Below are 18,959 nucleotides of genomic sequence, written 5' to 3'. Positions count from 1 at the left end.
GCCTCACACCCCTCTGCCGAAGAAGGACACGGCGTTCTGCAGCCGCTCGGCGCTGACCGCGCCGGTCGCCACGGCCAGGGCGCCCCACGCCCGCAGCTGGCCGCGGTTCCGGCGCAGCGCCGCCCGCGCCCACCGGACCGCCTCCCGGCGGTCGCCGCGGGCGGCGTGGGCGAACGCGACCTGGCCGGCCATCAGGGCCGTGCCCTGGTCGGAGGTCTCGAACTCGGGGAACTTGCGCAGCATGTAGGTCAGGGCGTCCGCCATGTCCCCCCACTGCTGGCGGAAGAAGGAGGGCCGGTCCCAGCGCACGGTCAGCACGGTCTCGGGCACGGAGTGCACCGGGGCGTGCCGGGCCAGGCGCAGCAGCAGGTCGTAGTCCTCGCCGTAGGAGGACGGCAGGTCCTCGTCGACGAGGCCCACGGGCCCGTACAGGTCGGCGCGGCGGCAGATCAGCGCCGAGGGGTGGATCTCCATCATCCGGTCGGCCAGCAGCTCCGGGAAGGTGGCCACGGCCTGCGGGACGCGCCGGATGGTGCGCTCGTGGGAGACGATGTCGATCGCGCCGGCGATCGCGGAGGCCTCCGGGTGCCGGTGCCAGTGCGCCACCTGCCGGGTGAGCTTGCGCGGGACCCACACGTCGTCGTCGTCGCAGAAGGCGATGATCTCCCCGGTGGCCGCGTGGATGCCCGTGTTGCGGGCGCCCACCAGGCCCGGGGACCGGGTGTTGGGCACGGTGCGCAGCTCCACGCCGGCCGGGACCTCCACGTCCGTGAGCGGGTCGACCTCGATCCGGTCGAAGACCACGACGACCTGGAGCGGGCCGGCGTAGTCCTGCTCGACGATCGCGCGGACCGCCTCGCGGAGCATCTCGGGCCGCCCGGCGGTGGCGATCAGGACGGACACGGACGGGTGGGCGGTGCGGAAGCCTGCGGCGGTGGCGGCGGTCGTGGCCGGGGCCGGGGCGAGGACGTCAGCGGACATGGCGGGTGCTCCTGTCGGTCGGGAGGGCGCCGACGGCGTCGGCGTCCGGGTCGGTGGCGGCGGGCCGTGCGGTCAGCCCCAGGTACTTGCGCCGCATGGAGACCGCGCTGATCGCCGCGAGGGCGGCCAGCAGGATCGCGTAGGCGGGCAGGAAGAGCGCGGGGAGCCCCCAGAGGAGGAAGATCCAGCAGGTGACCCCCGCGTCGGTGGGCAGGTTGAGGAAGGAGCGCAGCGTCCCGCCCGCGGGCGGCCCGGCGATCCCGCCCTTGCGCCGCAGCTGCTCGGCGAGGATCTGGCTCATGAACTGGCCGACCTCCACGAGCACGAACAGCGCGGCGAGCACCGCGAGGGCCGCTGCCGGGAACGCCTCGGGCCGGGGTGCAGCAGGGCGGCGGCCGCCACGGCCAGGTGCAGCGCGGGGGTCCGGATCGAGTCGACCACGTGGTCGAGCCACTCCCCGGCCGGCGAGCCGGTGCCGGTGAGCCGGGCCACCTGCCCGTCGGCGGAGTCCAGGACGTAGCCGGCGGCGAGGAGCAGGGCGACGACGACGCCCGTGGCCGGGGTGGGCGGGGCCGCCACGAGCACGACCAGCCCCGCCGCGGAGAGGACCGCGCTGAGGGCGGTCACCCCGTTGGGGGTCAGCCCCGCCGCGGCGGCCCGCGCGGCGGCGTAGCGGGCCAGCGGGCGGTTCACCCACCGGGTGTACGCCGGGACCCCCTGGCCGGGCTTCTGCGCCGCGCGCAGCCCGGCCAGGGCCTCCTCGTAGCTCGGACGGTGCCGCGGGGCGGCGGTGTCGGTGGTGCTCATCAGGCGTTCGCCTCCGTGCTGGGCACGAGCTCGAGGTCGAAGGTCGTGTCGGTGGTGTTCGTCCAGTTGGAGTGCACCTCGGCGGCGATCACGTTCTTGCCGTTGCGCAGCGCCGACGCGGGGATCTCGACCACGACCGGGGCGGCCATCGCGGTGGCCGTCCGGCGCGGCGCCAGCGCGTAGGTCCCGGGGCCCAGGTCGCCGTCCGGCAGGTTGTCCCGGACGACCTCCTTGCCGTTGACGTAGACCGCCACGGCGTCGTCGGCCCGGGTGGTGAGCGTGAGCTTCCCGTACTTGGAGACGTCGGCCACGTCCAGGGACCGGCGGTAGTACGTGGTCAGCGGGCGGGTGCCGTCGGCCACGAGCGTGGTCCGCACCGAGGCGTCGCCCCAGCCGAGCACGGCCGAGCCCTGCTTCCACGCGGCGTCGTCGAACGCCGTGCCGGCCCAGTCGCCGGCCGGAGGGTTCGCCCGGTCGTGGTGGTACCGCCAGGTGGCGCCCTCGGCGACCAGCGCGTCCGGCTCCTCGGCCGGGGACTCCTCCGCCGGCGGCGCCGGCTGCGTGCCGGGGGTGACGACCGCGGAGAGCTCGAAGGTCGCGTCGGTGGTGTTCGTCCAGTTGGAGTGCACCTCGGCGGCGATCACGTTCTTGCCGGTCTTCAGCGCCGATCCGGGCACCTCGACCACGACCGGGTCGGCCACCGCGGTGGCCGTCCGGCGCGGGGCCGTCGCGTAGGTGCCGGGGCCGAGGTCGCCGTCGGGCAGGTTGTCCCGGGCGACCTCCTTGCCGTTGACGTAGACCGCCACGGCGTCGTCGGCGCGGGTGGTGAGGGTCAGCTTCGCCACCTCGGAGGCGTCCGCCACGTCCACCTCCTTGCGGTAGTAGGTGGTGAGCGGGCGGGTGCCGTCGGCCACGAGCGTGGTCTTCACCGAGGCGTCGCCCCAGCCGAGCACGGCCGAGCCCTGCTTCCACGCGGCGTCGTCGAAGCCGGTGCCGGCCCAGTCGCCGGCCGGCGGGTTGGCGCGGTCGTGGTGGTACTTCCACGTGGCGCCCTCGGCGACCAGCGTGTTGGGACCGGCCGGCTCGTCGGCCGGGGGCTCCTCCGCGGGCGGCTCCTCGGCCGGCGGCTCCTCCTCCGCCGGGGGCGCCGGCTGCGTGCCGGCGGTGACCACCGCGGAGAGGTCGAAGGTGGCGTCGGTAGTGTTCGTCCAGCTGGAGTGCATCTGGGCGGAGATCACGTTCTTGCCGGTCTTCAGCGCCGATCCGGGCACCTCGACCACGACCGGCTCGGCCACCGCGGTGGCAGTCCGGCGCGCGGACAGCGCCCACGGCGTGTCCTCGAGCGAGCCCTCGGCGACGTTGGAGCGGACCACTTCCTTGCCGTTGACGAAGACGACCACACCGTCGTCGGCGCGGGTGGTGAGGGTCAGCTTGGCCACCTTGGAGGCGTCGGCCACGTCCACGGTCTTGCGGAACTGGGTGACGATCGGGCGGGTGCCGTCGGCCACGAGCGTGGTCTTCACCGAGGCGTCGTTCCAGCCGAGCACGGCCGAGCCCTGCTTCCAGGAGGAGTCGTCGTAGTCGGCGGCCGTCCAGTTCGCCCCGGGCGAGACGTCGCGGTTGTGGTGGTACTTCCACGTGGCGCCCTCGGCGATCAGGGTGCTCGTGCCGGGCGCGGGCTCGGGCTGCGGCTCCGGGGCAGGCTGCGAGCCGGCCACCACCACCGGGGTGGAGGCGGAGACGTTGCCCGCGGCGTCCGCCGCGCGCACCGCGTACCGGGCGGCGTCCACGTGCGGGACCTTCAGGCTGGTGCCCGTGGCGGTGCCGATGGGCCGGTCGTTGCGCAGCACCTGGTAGGTCACGCCGGACTCGGGGGCCGCCGTCCAGGAGAGGGCGGCGGAGTCGCCGTCCCGGGCGACCTTCAGGCCCGTGGGCGCGGCCGGGGCCTTGGCGTCCCGCGGGGCGAAGCGGAGGAAGCCGCCCGACCACTGCGCGGAGCCGGAGGTGGAGACGCTGCGGTTGATGTCGCCGCCGGTCCACAGGACTCCGTTGCTGTCCACGAGGGTGGCCCACACGCCCCAGCCGCCGAAGCCCTTGATGTCCGGGTTGAAGCCGGGCAGGTACTTGCCGCCGGCGGCGTCCCACGCGCCGATCGCGTTGATTCGGTCGGCCACGGTCACGGGCTGGGTGTTGCCCCCGGCCTTGATCCACTTGGTGGCGCCGGCGTTGAACCAGTGGAAGCAGTGGCAGGCGCCGTAGACGGTGTCGTCGGTGGAGGTGATCGCCTGGATGTCACCGCCCAGGGAGGTGATGCCCCAGGAGGTGCGCTGGAAGGTGGAGCGGTCGTAGCCGAACATCGAGTGCTCGGCGCCGCCGGCCCAGACGGTGTTCCCCTGCTCGCGCACGGCGAGCTGGAAGGCCGTCTGGCCGGGGTTGGCGTAGTCCACGGGCACGGACGGCTCCCACGTCCAGGTGTCCAGCGGGGCGCCGGCGGTGGTGCGCACCGCTGCCAGGCGGAACGCCGAGGCGCCCTGGGACTGGTTGAAGTACCCGGCCGCGTAGAGCCGGTCGCCCTTCGCGGAGGCGTCCACGCTCGTCACGGTGCCGTTGAACTCCGGGTTCCAGCCGGCGTCCGGGGTGCGCGTGGAGATCTTCACGCGGGCGCCGGACCGGGCGTAGACACGCCCGGTCTCCTGCCCGCCGCTGAGGTGGGTGAAGGCCCCGCCGAGGTACAGGTGGTCGCCCTGCACGTCCAGCGTCCGGACCTGCAGGACGCCGCCGGTCAGCAGGTTCTCCACCTTGAGGTTCCAGGCGGTGTCGACCTTGCCGGTCGTGGAGTCGAGCACCACGAAGCCGGGGGCGCTCACGCCGTTGACCGTGCTGAAGCGCCCGCCCACGGCCAGCCGGTTGTTCGGCAGCTCGGCGAGGGCCTTCACCTGGCCGTTGAAGACCGGGCGGAAGTCGGTGCGCAGCTCGCCGGTGTTGACGTCGAAGGCCGCCAGGTAGGACTGGGCAACGCGCCCGGTGCCGGCCGCGTTGCGCTGCATCGCCTTGAAGTTGCCGCCGGCGAAGACCGTGCTCCCGATCTGCTCGAAGGCCTGCACCTCCGTGTTCATCTCCTCACCCTGTCCGTCGGCGCGCTCCACGGCACCCCACTTCGTGGGCTCGGCGCCGCTGTTGGGCAGGGCCCGCTGGGCGGCCGCGGCGGTGCCGGAGTCCGGGATCGCCTTGCCGGTGAAGGCCTGCTGGGTGACCTTGGGCCGCAGGTACATCTGGGTGAAGGGGATGGCACCCTTCCCGCCGGCGGTGGGCGTCCACAGGTAGGTGGTGCTGGTGTTGCTGCCGGTCACGCCGTCGCCGTAGCGGAAGCCGCGCTGCCAGCTGGTCTCGGTGACGTCCTGGAAGCGCACGCGGGCGGTGCCGGTGTTCGTGCCGAAGTCGTTGGTGGTGCCGGTGGTCCCGGAGGCCACCCCGGTGCCGTAGACCAGGGAGAAGGAGGTGACCGGGGTGCGGGAGCCGAACGTCCAGTTCCAGTACGGCTTGGCGGAGATCTTCATCCGCCCCTCCTGCCAGGTGGTGCCCCCGGCGTCACGGGCCCGGCGGATCCGGATGCCGTCCTCGAGGGAGTCGGGCCGCTGCCCGTTCAGGAGCTCGTCGACCGTCTCGGAGGGCAGCTGCTTGGGCGCGAAGGCCGCGGTGCCCGAGACCGTGGAGGAGACGTCCTTGGGCGTGCCCACGCCCTGGTAGTACTCCTTCCAGTCGTTGCGGCCGCGGCCCACGAGGACCCAGCCGCCGCCGTCGGTCACCTGGTCGCAGTAGAACTGCTCGGGCGCGGTCATGGCCGGGGTGACCAGCCAGTAGACGCCGGAGGCGGACTTCGGGTCCTTCTGCTTGATCTCCCAGCAGGACGCCGCGGCCGAGGCCGCGGACTTGCCGTCCACCGGCGGCGCCTCGGCTGCGCCCACCGGGACGGAGGTCAGCAGCGTCGCTGCGACGGCCAGCACGGTGCCGATGCCCAGGGACGCCTTGGTGCGGGCCGTGCGCGCACGGCGCCGGCTCCTGTCCGCCCGGGGCGGGGTGTTCGTGTTTCCCATGGTGTGGTTCCTCAACAGGTTCGTGCGGACGGATCAGCAGGTCGGGTCGTCGGGGAAGCCGTGCTGGACGACTTGCCAGGACTGGCCCGGTTGGCGGAAGAGGTCGTAGTTGTGCAGGACCCTGCGGTCCTTCTGCTTGCCGCTGACGACCACGCCGTCGCGGTCCACGACGGTGACCTCGGAGGAGTCCAGGCAGACGGTGACGCGCACGGCCTCGCCGTCGTCCGTGGGCAGCGGGGCGGAGACGGGATCGCCGACGACGACGGGCGCTCCGCGCTGCTCCCAGCCCTGGTGCTCGAACTCGGCCAGGGACGCGAGGACCTCCTGGAGGGCGGCGCCGGCGGCGTTCTCCTCGGCCGCCGCGACGGCGGCCGGGTCCAGCTCGGCGGGATCGTTCGCGCCGCCGAGCTCGGCGGAGGACTCCGGGTTGGCGGGGTCCGCCGGGGCCGGGCGGTCGGACGGGACGAAGGCCTCCTGGGCCTCGAGCACCGCCTCGATCTGCTCGACCTCGGGCGCGTCCGCGGCCACGGGCGCCGCCGAGGGCAGGTCCTTGGCGCGGACCTCCTGCGGCGTCTCCAGCTCCACCACGGTGGACGCCTCGAGGGCGTCGGCCGCCGGGTCGTCCGTGGCGCCGGCGGTGCCGCAGCCGGTCAGGACGCCGGCGAGCAGGAGCCCGCCCAGCACCGTGCGGGCTGTTCGGGCAGTGGGACCTCGAGTGCTCGATGTGCACGACAGGTCAAGGATCATGTCAGCTCCCCCCAGATCTGAACTTCCGGCGCCGAGTGGCCGGCGCCGCGGTGATCCGCCGCAGGTTGTGGGTCGAGGGACCCCCGCGGCGTTCCGGACGACCCCCCGCCCGGATTCATTGGATCGCATGGAGTCTAACCCCGGCGTTAACGATCGGGAACGGAATCCGATGTCCCCTTTTGTGACCCGGATTATCAGATGCAAACGCGGGTTTCTCCGCAGTAGGGTGAGGCGATCACCGGAATTCCCTCGAGCAAACGGGGGTCCGGACGCAGCACGGGACGGCCGCGGCTCGGGGGAGCGCGGCGTCCGGCGAACGCAGGGAGACGTTGTGGCGGGGGAGACATCAGGACCGGTTCCGGCAGGGGCGCGCCGGCGTCCGAGGGCGCAGCTGCCCGTGCGGCAGTTCGCGCACCTCGACGCGATGCGGGCCGCCGCGGTGATGCTCGTGGTGCTCGCGCACGCGGGGCTCGAGGTGGTGCCGGGGGGCAGCGGGGTGACGATCTTCTTCGTCATCTCCGGGTTCATCATCACGCACCTGGTGCTCAAGGAGCACCGGCGCACCGGGGGCTTCGACATCGCGGGGTTCTACCGCCGGCGGGCCCTGAAGCTGGCCCCGCCGCTGCTGGTGGCCCTGGTGCTGCCCACCGCCCTGTACGCGTGGCTGGTGCGGCCGGTGAGCCTCGGGGACTTCCTGGGGCAGGTCTTCTTCTTCTTCAACTGGCGCTACACCGACTCCCAGGTGGACGTCCTGCCCGGCTCGATCGTGGTGTGGAGCCTGTCCATCGAGGAGCAGTTCTACGTGGCGTTCGCGCTGATCTGGCTGCTGCTCGTGGGCCGGCGCCGCCCGGCCACCGCGCTGGCGGTGCTGGCGGGGACCGCCGCGCTCGCCTCGGCGGGCGCGCGGGTGGCCCTGCACCTGGGCGGGGCGAGTGCGGACCGGATCTACTTCGGCACGGACACCCGGCTCGAGGCCATCGCGATCGGGGTGCTCGCCGCCGTCTGGTACGCCCGTGCCACCGGGGAGCGTGCGCCCGGGGAGCCCGTTGCTAACGCCCCCGCGTGGTGGGGCCGGGACTGGGTCCTGGTGCTGGCGGTGCTGCTCTACCTGGCCTCGCTGCTGATCCGGGACGAGCTCTTCCGCGAGACTGTCCGCTACACGGCCCAGGCGGTGGCGGCCTGCCTGGTGGTGCTCTGGGGCCTGCACGGGCCCACCGGCCGGATCGGGATCCGGGTCCTGGCGGGGATGCGGTGGAAGCCGATCCAGCTGCTGGGGCTGGCAAGCTACAGCATCTATCTGCTCCACCTGGGCGCCGGGCACGCGCTGAGCGCGGTGTTCGGGGAGCTGCCGGGGCCGGCCGGGGTGGCCCTGCGCGTGCTGGTCGGCACGGCGGCCGGCATCGCCTGCTGGTGGTGCGTGGAGGAGCCCGTGGCCCGCTGGCACCACCGCCGCCGCGCCGCTCGCCGCCCCGCGGCGGCCGCCGCCCCGGTGCCCGCCGGGCAGACGTCCGGCTAGACCGACACCTGCCCGTCCGCTGCGGGCGGGCGGGCCCACAGATTTCCGCCGCGCACCCGAGGTGCTCGCGGCGAGCAGACCGAGAGGGACCTCCGGCGCAGTCCGGGCGGTCCACCGGGCCGGGGCTGAGGAGGCCCCGGCAGGATCCCGAGGGGGGAATGACTGACATGAGCACCGACAAGCACGCACCGCGCGTGGGGTACGCGGCCGGGGCGTTCGACCTGTTCCACGTGGGGCACCTGAACATCCTGCGCCAGGCCAGGATGCACTGCGACCACCTGATCGCCGGGGTCGTCTCGGACGACCTGATCGAGATCACCAAGGGCCACCGGCCCGTGGTCTCCCTGCGCGAGCGGATGGAGATCGTCGAGCACATCCGCTACGTGGACCAGATCCACGCCGAGGTGCTGCTGGACAAGCTGGACACCTGGCGGCAGCTGCGCTTCGACGTGTTCTTCAAGGGCGACGACTGGCGCGGCACCCCGAAGGGGGAGCGGCTCGAGCGGGAGTTCGCGGCGGTGGGCGTGGAGGTCGTGTACTTCCCGTACACGGTCCACACGTCCTCCACGAAGCTGCGGGCCGCCCTCGAGGTGCTCTCGCTCCCGGTGGGCTGAGGCTCAGCGCGGCGGCTCCGGGGGGAGCTGCCGCCCCGGGCGCTCGCCGGCCCACGGCGGCCGGTGCTGTTCCGGCGGTCCCGGCGGCGCGTGCCCGGGACCGGCCTGCTCGGAACCGGTGCGGCCGGGGCCGTCCTGCCACGAACCGGCGGACGGGGAGCCGTCCCGCTGGGAGCCGTCCCGCCACGCACCGGGGGACTGCGGACCGTCGTGCCGGGGATCGGCGTGCTGGGGGCCGCCGGGCCACGACCCGGCGTCGCCGCTCCGGCCGCGGTCGAGTCCGTGGTCCCGGCCCTGGTCCGCGCGCCGGCGCGCGCGGGAGCGGCGGGCGGCGTCCCAGGCCCACACCACGAGGGCGCCGAGGCCGAGCAGCGCCACGAGCAGGCCGACGACGGGACCCAGGAAGGGCACGGCCCGCAGCAGCACGTAGACCAGGAGGCCGAGGGCCAGGGCGAGCACCCGTTTGCCGAAGCTCGCCGGTGCCTTGTCCCGGAGCAGGAGCCCGCCCGCGGTGAAGCCCACTACGACCGGGGCCAGCAGGGCTACGGCGAGCACCAGGCCCAGGACCAGCACGAGGTCCAGCACCACGGCCGTGGTCACGACCGCGGCGGCCAGCCCGGCGAGGGTCATCCAGCCCAGGGCGACGGCCAGCAGGATCGACACGACGAGCACGGCGAGCACGGCCACGGCCGTCCCCGCGATCGTCAGCGCGCCCCAGCCGAGGCTGAGCCAGGGCCGGGCCCGGAGCGTGCGCGCCGCCCCGGTCACGGCCCGGGGCAGCAGCCACAGGGCGAGCAGCCCGACCAGGAACAGGGTTACGAACAGGCGCAGCCCGGCGAGCAGCAGCGCGAGCGGCCCGGCGGGCCCGGCCGGCTCCTCCTCGACCACGACCTGCTCGTAGACGACCTCCCCGGCGATCTCGGCGCCCGGGGCGATCGCGGCCTCCGTCCCGGACCGGTAGGACAGGCTCCCGTCCAGGCGGGCCTCGTCGGTCAGGGTCAGCCCGGGCTCCACCCGCGGCACGGCCACCCCGGTGGTGGGCGCCCAGACGGCCCCCACCTCGTCTGCGGAACCCACGTCCGCCTGCACGTCCCCGCCGATCGCACCGGCCAGGGCGAGCGCGGCGGCCCCGGCGGTCACCTCGCCCTCGACCGTGCCGGCCAGCAGGGCCTGGTACGCGCCGAGCAGGACGTCCCCGCCGATCTCGGCGCCGGGGCGGGCCTCCAGGCTGTAGCCGGCCGTGACCAGGTCGTCGGCCACCCGGGCCTGCTCGCCGAGGCGGAGCACCTGGCCGGCCACGCGGGCGTCGTCGCCCACGGTGCCCTCGATCACCACGGTCTGGGCCGCGGCCATCAGGTCCCCCTCGACCGTGCCGTTGATCGTCACCGTCCCGGCGGCCACCAGCAGGTCGCCGCGCACGGTGCCGTCGACCACCACGTCCCCGCCGGTCACGTACAGGTCGTCGTCCACGACCTCGTCGGCCGCCACCACCACGTTCTCCTCGCCGCGGATCTCGGCGGCCCCCGCGGCGGGGGCGGTGAGCAGGAGGCCCGCGAGCGCGGTGGCCAGCAGGGTCAGGAAGGTCAGCAGGATCGGCAGGCGGCGGAGGAACGGGACGGGCGAGGTGCGGGGCACCGGCAGGGTCTCCATGGTCCCGAGTCCACGCCCGGGCAGGGACGGAGTCAAGACGCGGCCCAGTGTGACGGCGGTCCGCCATGTACCCGTGCGTAGGTGAAGAGGTGGTCACGGTTGCGGACCGTTCCCCGTGGGAGCGGGATCGCGGTCCTAGCCTGGGGCTGTCGCGTGGCGGGCGCGCGGGTGGATCCGACCGGGGGTGGGTCATGACAGGACAGGGACTCGGAGCAGGCGTGGTCACGGCGGTGGTGGTGCTGGCGGGGCCGGTGCCGGCGGCGTTCGCGCACGGGGACGACCGGCCGGACGGGCCGCGCGTGGTCGCGGAGGGCCTGGACAACCCGCGGCAGCTGAACTGGGACCAGGACGGGAACCTGGTGGTGGTCGAGGCCGGCCGCGGCGGCCCGGACTGCGTCGCCGAGCGGTGCGCGGGGCCGACCGGCGCCGTCACCCTGATCGAGGATCCGCACCGGGACGCGCCCGCGGTGTCGACCGTGGTCGAGGGCCTGCTGTCCGTGGCGGCGCCGGACGCGTCCTTCGCGGAGGGGCCCGGCGGCGCGGACGCCACGGACGTGGACGGTCAGTACATCGTCGCGGGCTACGACCCCGAGCGGCTCGACCTGTCGGTGTTCGAGGCGCGCGGCGCGTCGATGCTCGTGGCGGGCACCGAGGAGAACGGGGAGGAATACCTGCTCGCGTACGCCGATCTGCAGGCGGCCGAGGAGGAGCTCAACCCGGACGGCGCGCAGATCGACTCCAACCCGTACGCGGTCCTGTACGTGGACGAGGACGACGAGGTCTCGCCGGACGGCTACGCGCTCGTGGCCGACGCCGGCGCGAACACCGTGTGGAAGGTGGAGCCGGACTTCTCCACCGCCACGGAGGACGCGCCGCCGGAGTACGAGATCACCGCGTGGGCCACCTGGCCGACCACCGCCCTGCCCGACGGCACGGACGACCCGGAGGGCCCGGCCGAGTTCGTGCCCACGTCCCTCACCGCCGACGAGCACGGCAACGTCTACGTGGGCGGGCTGGGATCGGTCCGTCCGGGGGAGGGCGCGGTCGTGCAGTTCTCCGCGGACGGCACCGCGCTCGGCCGCTGGGACGGCTTCACCGCGGTCACCGGCGTGGCGGTGGACCGCGGCCACCTGTACGTCTCGCAGCTGTTCGGGCCCACGCCGCCCATGCCTCCGGGGGAGACCCCGGCGGCGGAGGCGCCGCCGAGCCCGGGGCAGGTCCCCGGCCAGGTGGTGGTCCTGCACCGGCACCACGAGGACGCGGCACGGTACGCGATCGACGTGCCCCTGCCGGCCGGTCTGGCGACCGGGCGGCACGGCCAGGTCTACGCCTCGGTCAACAGCGTGGCTCCGGCCGAGGGGATCGCGGAGGGCCCCCAGAACCCGTTCGGCGCCGTCGGCGGCGGAGCGGTCTGGGAGCTGGACTTCTCGGACGCCTACCGCCTGGAGGACACCAGGGAGTAGGCCCCGGCGCCGGAGGAACGACGACGGCGGTGGCGCGGCGCCGGCCCGCCACCGCCGCCGGACCGCCGCCGGACCGCACCGACCGGCCTCCGGGGGCCGGAGGCACGCAGGACCACCCGGGAACGACGTTCGAGGCGAGGAAGAGCCATGGCACCGACGACCGAAGACCTGGTCCACCTCATCGCGGAGGGGTTCGTCTGCGCCACCGAGGGGAGGGGGCACGCCACGCCGGGAGGGCGGCCCCCGAGCAGGATCGTGGTCGACGCCACCGAGGGGTTCATCCCCCTGTGGCAGCCGGGGTCGATGCTGAAGTGGCGCTTCCAGGAGCGCAGCTTCGCGCTCGCCCCCGACCCGCAGGAGAGCCGGTCGATCGTCGGCGGGCTCATGAGCGAGGCCCTGGTGCGGTGGAGCTCGGCCGCACCGGTCCGGTTCACCCACGACCCCGACCTGTGGGACTTCGAGGTGGTGCTGCGCAACGCCGCGGACTGCACCCCGGAGGGCTGCGTCCTGGCCAGCGCGTTCTTCCCGGACGGGGGCCGGCACGAGCTGACCGTCTACCCCACGATGTTCGAGCAGTCCCACGAGGAGCAGATCGAGACGATGATCCACGAGTTCGGCCACGTCTTCGGGCTGCGGCACTTCTTCGCGGCGAACTTCGAGAAGCCGTGGCCCTCGGAGGTCTTCGGGACGCACAGCCCGTTCTCGATCATGAACTACGGGCCGATGAGCAAGCTCACGGACGAGGACCTCGGTGACCTGCGGGAGCTCTACCGGTTGGCCTGGGCCGGCCACCTCACCGACATCAACGGCACCCCGGTCCGGTTCGTGCGGCCCTACAGCGCCTCCGGGTCACCGGTCGCGGAGGCCGCCGGGGCGCTGCCGGTCACGGCCCGGACGGACGCCCGCTCCCCCCGGTACTGACCAGGACCGGCGCCCGCCGCGAGCCCGGTCCGCGGGGCCCGGAACGGCCGCGCGCCGGTGCTTCCTGGCACCGTGTCAGTCATCCGTCCCGTGTCAGCCGTCCGCGCCCGAGAACCGCCGCGCGCCGAGGAACTCCTCCGCGATCTCCAGCCGGCGCCGGGCCCGGTCCGGCGGGCCGCCCGAGCGGCGGGCGCCGGCCACCAGGGACAGGGCCACCCCGGCGCAGCGCACCCGCAGCGCGGCCGGGTCCACGGCCGCGTCGAAGCCGGCGAGCAGGCGCCGCGCGGCGACCGGCGCGTGCCCGTAGCTGTCGTGGACCGTGGGCAGGACCGCCAGGTGGGCCACCAGGCAGGCGAGGTCGTCCACCCGGTGGCCGGGGCCCACGGCGTCGACGTCGAGCACCCCGGTCACCGGGCCGAACGTCCCGCCTGCGGCCGGGCCGACGAGCAGGTTCGCCTCGTAGAGGTCCCCGTGCACGGGCACCACCGGGCCGGGGTCCGTGGCCCGGCGGGCCTCGTCGATCGCCGCGGCGAGCCGTTCGATCCGTCCGCGCTCCTCCGGCAGGGCCACCGCGGCCGCGTGCCCGTAGTCCAGGACCCGGTCCGTCCAGGAGGCGCGGGCGGGGAGCTCCAGCGCGGCGGCGGGCAGGGCGTCGAGCAGCGCCAGCACGTGCTCGGGGTGCATCGCAGCGGCGCCGTCCTGGCGCACGGACGCGGCCAGCGGGGTGCCGGGCAGCTGCCGGAGCACCACCACGTCCCGCACCGGGTCCTCCACGGGCGCCGGCACGGGCAGCCCGGCCTCGAGCAGCATCCGGTGCCGGGCGTGCAGCGCCGCGGCCCGGTCCCGCCGCAGCACCTTGAGGTAGCGCACCCGGGACCCGTGGGCCGCCCGCAGCACCGCCCGCCGGGTGGGCCGGTAGGAGACCTCGGTGAGCTCCGCGGGCTCGGCGGAGCAGAAGACCTCCCGCCCCACGGCCTCGGGGGAGGACGCCCAGGCGAGCCCGGGCAGCCACGGGTCCTGCGGGTGCCGCCACGCCACGAGGTCCACGCCCTCGTGCCGGGTCCGCACCAGGTCCGGGGACGTGCCGGCGGGCGGGGACGTGCCGGCGGGCGGGGAGGCGGTGCTCACGCACACCACCTCGGCGGTCCGCCGTGCCCCGGCCAGGGCCACGACGTCGAAGACCGCGGTGACCCCGGCGCCCGGCCGGTGGTGAACGCGCCGCCGGGTCCAGCGCTGCACGGACAGCCCGGCCGGGCTCAGCGCCGCCGCCAGGACCGGGCCCATCCCGGTGCCCGAGAGCAGGGCCACGGCCTCCTGCTCCGGGCCCGACACGGGGCTAGACCAGGTCCTCGGACAGCTCGAGCCAGCGCATCTCGAGCTCCTCGATCTCGTCCTGGACCGCGGTCAGCCGGGCGGTGATCTCGCCCAGGCCGGTGTAGTCGGACTGGTCGTGCGCCGCCATCTCGGCGTGCAGGGCGTCGACCCTGGCGGACAGCTTCTCCAGCTTCCGCTCGATCGCACCCACCTCCTTCTGCGCGGTGCGGGCCTGCGCACCGGAGAGCTTGGGCCCGCCCTGCGCCGTCGTCGTCCCGTTCGAGGACGCCGCCCCCGTGGCCGCCAGCGGGTTCGAGGCGTTCGCGGAGCCGGCGGCCGTGCCGGTGCGGGACTGGGAGGCGAGCTCCAGGTACTGCTCCACGCCCCGGGGCAGGTGCCGGAAGCGGCCGTCGATCACGGCGTACTGCTGGTCGGTGACCCGCTCCAGGAGATAGCGGTCGTGGGACACCACCAGCAGTGTGCCCGGCCAGGTGTCGAGCAGGTCCTCCATCGCGGTGAGCATGTCGGTGTCGAGGTCGTTGGACGGCTCGTCGAGGATCAGCACGTTCGGCTCGTCGAGCAGGATCATCAGCAGCTGCAGCCGCCGCTTCTGCCCGCCGGAGAGGTCCTTGACCGGGGTGGCGAGCTGCTCGTTGGTGAAGCCGAGCCGCTCCAGCAGCTGGCCCGGCGTCATCTCCTTGCCGTCGGCCAGGTAGGTGGTGCGCTTGGAGGCGACCACGTCCGAGACCCGGTCCTCGGCCACGTCCTCCAGCTCGGACAGCTGCTGGGTGAGGGTCGCGATCTTCACGGTCTTCCCGCGCTTGACCCGCCCGCTCGTGGGCTGCACCTCGCCGGTGACCAGGCCCAGGAGCGTGGACTTGCCCGCGCCGTTGACGCCCAGGATGCCGGTGCGCTCACCGGGGGCGATCAGCCACGTGACGTCCCGGAGCACCTCCCGCGGTCCGTCGTCCTCGGTGGGGTAGGAGACGGAGACCTTCTCGAGGTCCACCACGTCCTTGCCCAGCCGGGAGACCGCCAGCTGGGACAGGGCCACGGTGTCGCGCGGCGGCGGGACGTCGTTGATCAGCTGGTTCGCGGCCTCGATCCGGAACTTCGGCTTGGCCGTGCGGGCGGGCGCGCCGCGGCGCAGCCACGCCAGCTCCTTCTTCATGAGGTTCTGCCGCTTCGACTCGATGGTGGAGGCCTGCCGGTCCCGCTCCACGCGCTGCAGGACGTACGCCGCGTAGCCGCCCTCGAATGGCTCCACCATCCGGTCGTGCACCTCCCAGGTGTCGGTGCACACGGCGTCCAGGAACCACCGGTCGTGGGTGACCACGGCCAGGCCGCCCTGGTTCTTCGGCCAGCGGTTGTCCAGGTGGCGGGCCAGCCAGGTGATGCCGTCCACGTCCAGGTGGTTGGTGGGCTCGTCCAGGAAGATGACGTCCCAGTCGCCGGCCAGCAGCGCGGCGAGCGCCACGCGGCGCTTCTGCCCGCCGGAGAGCTCGCCGAGCTTCGCGTCCCAGTCCAGGTCCTTGACCAGCCCCGAGACCACGTCCCGCACCTTCGCGTCCCCGGCCCACTCGTGCTCCTCGCGGTCCCCGACGACGGCGTGCCCCACGGTCAGCTCCGGGTCCAGCACGTCGGGCTGGTCGAGCATGCCCACGCGCACGCCCGAGCGCACGGTCACGCGGCCCCCGTCCGGCTTCAGCCGTCCGGCGAGCAGCTTCATGAGCGTGGACTTGCCGTCGCCGTTGCGGCCCACGATGCCGATCCGGTCGCCCTCGTCGATGCCGAGACTGACGGCGTCGAAGACCGTCTTGGTGGGGAATTCCAGGTGCAGGTTCTCGCCGCCGAGTAGATGTGCCACCCGTCAAGGGTACTCGCGCCCCCGCCCCGCCGAGTCCCCACTCTCTGGGCCCCTGGGCGACCGAGCCCCCAAGGGTGGGGCCCCTCGCCGCGTCGACTCCCCAGTGATGGGCCCCTCGCCGCGTCGAGCCCCCAGTGGTTGGCCCCTCGTCGTGTCGAGTCCCCCATCGCGTCGCAAATCCCCCCGCTAGACCATGGGGAATTGCGAGGACATGGGGGACTCGACGGAATGGAGGTGCGGATATGGGGGGCTCGGCGGAATGGGGGGTGCGGGAAGGGGGGGGCGGAGGAGGCACATGTGCGGACAGGAATTTCTCAGCGGCGGCTCAAGCTCGGGTGAGAGCATGGAGTGCATGGAGCAGAATCCGACGGAGCGATCCTCCGCGTCCCCGAGCACCCGTCCGCTGGGCACCAGGCTGGACGGGATCACGGACCTGGAGAACGCCGTCCGTGCCGTGACGGAGCACCCCGGACCCGTGGAGATCCCGGCGGGCCCCGGCCAGCTGGTCGGGCGCCACCTCGGCTCGGTGCCGCAGCGGCAGGTCGGGGAGGCGCTGCGCGGAGCCGGCGCCGACCCGCTGATGATGCGGGCGGACATCTCGATCGACGAGGACATCCCGGACGAGGGCGTCATCGCGGTCCTGGACGACCACCTCTCGCTGGCCGCCGGCGTGGGCGCCGAGTACCTCGTGGTGCCCCGGGCCGGGATGGGCGGGCGGGGGCGCAGCGAGGAGCGGATCTTCTCGATGCTGGCCGCCCTCGACGAGGCGGCCTCGGCCCACCAGGTGCACCTGCTCCTCGAGACGGAGGGCGCCACCGCGGACGAGGTGGAGCTGGTCCAGTTCCTGGAGCGCGCCCGGGAGGCGGGGACCCTGGACGTGGACCCGCACTACGTGGCGTCGGTGGCCTGGAACGTGGCCGCGTCCTCCGCGGCGGGGGAGGGCCCGGCCGCCGCGTTCGAGCGGATGCGGCCCCTGCTGGACCGTGCACCGCTGATCGTCTGCGGGGTGGACGAGGACACCGTGGAGGACCTGTTCGCCGCCGTCCCGGAGCTGCGGGAGGCCGCCGCCGCGGCCCGGATCATCGTGATCCTGGGGCGCCCGGGAGCGGCGGGGGCCTGACCCCCGAGTGGTAGGGTGACTGCCTGTGCACTGCGTGCACCACTGCCGTTCCACGGCGGTGCTCCGCCTTGGTGTAATCGGCAGCACCCCGGCCTTTGGAGCCGTGGAGTCTAGGTTCGAGTCCTAGAGGCGGAACGTCCGCATCCCGCCGGAGAGCCCGAAAGCTCGAGATCGCCAGAGCCGAAGAGCCCACAAGCTAGTGAGACGGAACAGAGCCGGAGCCGGTGAGCCCACCGCCTCCTCTCTCAGATCGACGACCGAGGAGCTGCATCCCGCCGTGAGCACCCCCCAGACCCCTGCACATCGTCCGGGGGCGGCCGCCGGGCCCGCCGCCGTCATCGTCCTGGCCGCCGGCAAGGGCACACGCATGAAGTCCAAGACCCCCAAGATCCTGCACCGGATCGGGGGTCGTTCCATGGTCGGGCACTGCCTGGTGGCCGCCCGGAGCCTGCACCCGCGGCGGCTGGCCGCCGTGGTGCGCTTCGAACGGGACCTGGTGGCCCCGCACGTCCTCGAGCAGGACCCCGAGGCGATCGTCGTGGACCAGGACGAGGTGCCCGGCACGGGCCGCGCCGTCCAGGTGGCGGTGGAGACGCTCGACGCCCAGGAGCGGCTGGCCGGCACCGTGGTGGTCACCTACGGCGACGTCCCGCTGCTGACCCCGGAGGTCCTGCAGCGGCTGGTCGCCCACCACGAGGAGCGCCGCAACGCGGTGACCGTGCTGACCGCGGACCACGAGCAGCCCGGCGGCTACGGCCGGATCCTGCGGGACGCCGACGGCTCGTTCCGCGAGATCAAGGAGGCCAAGGACGCCACCGAGGCCGAGCTCGCGGTCGCCGAGATCAACTCCGGCATCTTCGCCTTCGACGCCGACGTGCTGCGCGACAGCCTCGCGAAGGTCACCTCGGACAACGCGCAGGGCGAGATGTACCTGACCGACGTCCCGCTTCTGGCCCGCGAGGCCGGCCACGCGGTGGACGCGCTGAAGATCGAGGACCGCTGGGAGGTCGAGGGCGCCAACGACCGCGTGCAGCTCGCCCAGCTCGGCGCCCACCTCAACCGCCGGATCCTCGAGGCGCACATGCGCAACGGCGTGACGGTCGTGGACCCCGCCAGCACCTGGATCGACGTGCAGGTGCGGATCGCCGCGGACGCCACGATCCTGCCGGGCACCCAGCTGCACGGGGGCACGCGGGTGGGCGAGGACGCCGTCGTCGGCCCGGACACCACCCTCACGGACGTGGAGGTCGGCCCGGGCGCCCACGTGGTGCGCACGCACGGCTCCGGCTCCGTGATCGGCCCCCGGGCGAGCGTGGGCCCGTTCGCCTACCTGCGCCCCGGCACGGTGCTCGCGGACGAGGGCAAGATCGGCACGTTCGTGGAGACCAAGAACTCCCGGATCGGCACCGGCTCGAAGGTCCCGCACCTGTCCTACGTGGGGGACGCCACGATCGGCGAGCACTCCAACATCGGGGCGGCCTCCGTGTTCGTCAACTACGACGGCGTGCGCAAGCACCGCACCGTGATCGGCGACCACGTCCGGATGGGCTCCGACAACATGTACGTGGCGCCCGTGCAGGTCGGGGACGGCGCCTACTCCGGGGCGGGCACTACGATCCGCAAGGACGTGCCGCCGGGGGCCCTGGCCCTCACCGAGGGCGCGCAGCGGGTCGTCGAGAACTGGGTCGTGGAGCACCGTCCCGGCACCGCTGCGGCCGAGGCCGCGTCCCGGGCCCTGGGCAACGGCGCCGCGACCGCGGCCGGGACCGTTCCGTCCGGGACCACCGAGCACTCCACGGCAGGGACCGGCGCCGGCACCACGGCGCACGGCGCGACCGGGGACACCACCGAGGAAAGCGAGTAGC

14 protein-coding genes and 1 tRNA gene are annotated in these 18,959 nt (G+C 74.1%); 7 read left to right on the top strand and 8 right to left on the bottom strand.

From position 1 onward, the window contains the following. Window positions 1-3 precede the first annotated feature (3 nt). The 5 genes from EQG70_RS12870 to EQG70_RS12855 are packed head-to-tail and all read right to left on the bottom strand — an operon-like array spanning window position 4 to window position 6,629. Window positions 4-981: a glycosyltransferase family 2 protein gene (locus EQG70_RS12870; RefSeq protein ID WP_052132920.1), complete on the bottom strand. Its 978-nt coding sequence runs from the start codon at window positions 979-981 to the stop codon at window positions 4-6. Then, window positions 971-1,282 carry a hypothetical protein gene (locus EQG70_RS18570; protein ID WP_244296563.1) on the bottom strand — a complete coding sequence of 104 codons (312 nt, stop codon included), beginning with the start codon at window positions 1,280-1,282 and terminating at the stop codon, window positions 971-973. The genes EQG70_RS12870 and EQG70_RS18570 overlap by 11 nt, the downstream gene beginning before the upstream one ends. Beyond that, window positions 1,279-1,788, bottom strand: a complete 510-nt coding sequence (locus EQG70_RS18565; RefSeq protein ID WP_244296561.1) for a CDP-alcohol phosphatidyltransferase family protein — start codon at window positions 1,786-1,788, stop codon at window positions 1,279-1,281. Before EQG70_RS18565 ends, EQG70_RS18570 begins: the two co-directional genes overlap by 4 nt. Further along, window positions 1,788-5,882 carry a fibrinogen-like YCDxxxxGGGW domain-containing protein gene (locus EQG70_RS12860; protein ID WP_109269276.1) on the bottom strand — a complete coding sequence of 1,365 codons (4,095 nt, stop codon included), beginning with the start codon at window positions 5,880-5,882 and terminating at the stop codon, window positions 1,788-1,790. Before EQG70_RS12860 ends, EQG70_RS18565 begins: the two co-directional genes overlap by 1 nt. Before the next feature lie 33 nt (window positions 5,883-5,915). Beyond that, a complete protein-coding gene (locus EQG70_RS12855; RefSeq protein ID WP_138976482.1) occupies window positions 5,916-6,629 on the bottom strand; it encodes a hypothetical protein in 714 nt (237 codons plus the stop codon). A gap of 397 nt (window positions 6,630-7,026) precedes the next feature. On the opposite strand from EQG70_RS12855, the gene EQG70_RS12850 reads away from it, so the two are divergent. Then, a complete protein-coding gene (locus EQG70_RS12850) occupies window positions 7,027-8,145 on the top strand; it encodes an acyltransferase family protein (protein ID WP_167508904.1) in 1,119 nt (372 codons plus the stop codon). Between the two features lie 167 nt (window positions 8,146-8,312). Further along, window positions 8,313-8,759 (top strand): FAD synthase family protein, encoded by a 447-nt coding sequence (locus EQG70_RS12845; RefSeq protein WP_109269274.1) that lies wholly within the window; start codon window positions 8,313-8,315, stop codon window positions 8,757-8,759. A gap of 3 nt (window positions 8,760-8,762) precedes the next feature. Here EQG70_RS12845 and EQG70_RS12840 read toward each other — a convergent pair whose 3' ends face one another. After that, entirely contained in the window at window positions 8,763-10,409 is a 1,647-nt protein-coding gene (locus EQG70_RS12840) for a polymer-forming cytoskeletal protein (protein WP_109269273.1), read from the bottom strand. 191 nt (window positions 10,410-10,600) lie between these two features. Between EQG70_RS12840 and EQG70_RS12835 the strand changes: the two genes are divergently transcribed. Together EQG70_RS12835 and EQG70_RS12830 are read left to right on the top strand one after the other, a co-directional pair. Then, the gene (locus EQG70_RS12835) at window positions 10,601-11,872 is read left to right on the top strand and encodes a ScyD/ScyE family protein (protein WP_167508903.1); all 1,272 of its coding nucleotides are present in this window, start codon (window positions 10,601-10,603) and stop codon (window positions 11,870-11,872) included. A 147-nt stretch (window positions 11,873-12,019) separates the two neighbouring features. Then, entirely contained in the window at window positions 12,020-12,793 is a 774-nt protein-coding gene (locus EQG70_RS12830; RefSeq protein ID WP_109269271.1) for a matrixin family metalloprotease, read from the top strand. A 93-nt stretch (window positions 12,794-12,886) separates the two neighbouring features. Here EQG70_RS12830 and EQG70_RS12825 read toward each other — a convergent pair whose 3' ends face one another. After that, entirely contained in the window at window positions 12,887-14,125 is a 1,239-nt protein-coding gene (locus EQG70_RS12825) for a phosphotransferase (protein WP_109269270.1), read from the bottom strand. A gap of 4 nt (window positions 14,126-14,129) precedes the next feature. After that, a complete protein-coding gene (locus tag EQG70_RS12820) occupies window positions 14,130-15,974 on the bottom strand; it encodes an ABC-F family ATP-binding cassette domain-containing protein (protein ID WP_109269269.1) in 1,845 nt (614 codons plus the stop codon). A gap of 352 nt (window positions 15,975-16,326) precedes the next feature. Here EQG70_RS12820 and EQG70_RS12815 point away from each other — a divergent pair, with 352 nt between their 5' ends. From EQG70_RS12815 to glmU, 3 genes are all read left to right on the top strand, one after another. After that, window positions 16,327-17,094, top strand: a complete 768-nt coding sequence (locus tag EQG70_RS12815; RefSeq protein ID WP_126346491.1) for a hypothetical protein — start codon at window positions 16,327-16,329, stop codon at window positions 17,092-17,094. Window positions 17,095-17,156: 62 nt separating this feature from the next. After that, a tRNA-Gln gene (locus tag EQG70_RS12810) sits at window positions 17,157-17,229 on the top strand. Window positions 17,230-17,461: 232 nt separating this feature from the next. After that, window positions 17,462-18,958, top strand: a complete 1,497-nt coding sequence (gene glmU, locus EQG70_RS12805) for a bifunctional UDP-N-acetylglucosamine diphosphorylase/glucosamine-1-phosphate N-acetyltransferase GlmU (protein ID WP_232035354.1) — start codon at window positions 17,462-17,464, stop codon at window positions 18,956-18,958. The last annotated feature ends 1 nt before the right edge of the window (window position 18,959 follow it).

The sequence above is a fragment of the Kocuria rosea genome, from assembly GCF_006094695.1.
Lineage (GTDB): Bacteria > Actinomycetota > Actinomycetes > Actinomycetales > Micrococcaceae > Kocuria > Kocuria rosea.
This window is presented reverse-complemented; position numbering and strand designations above follow the sequence as displayed.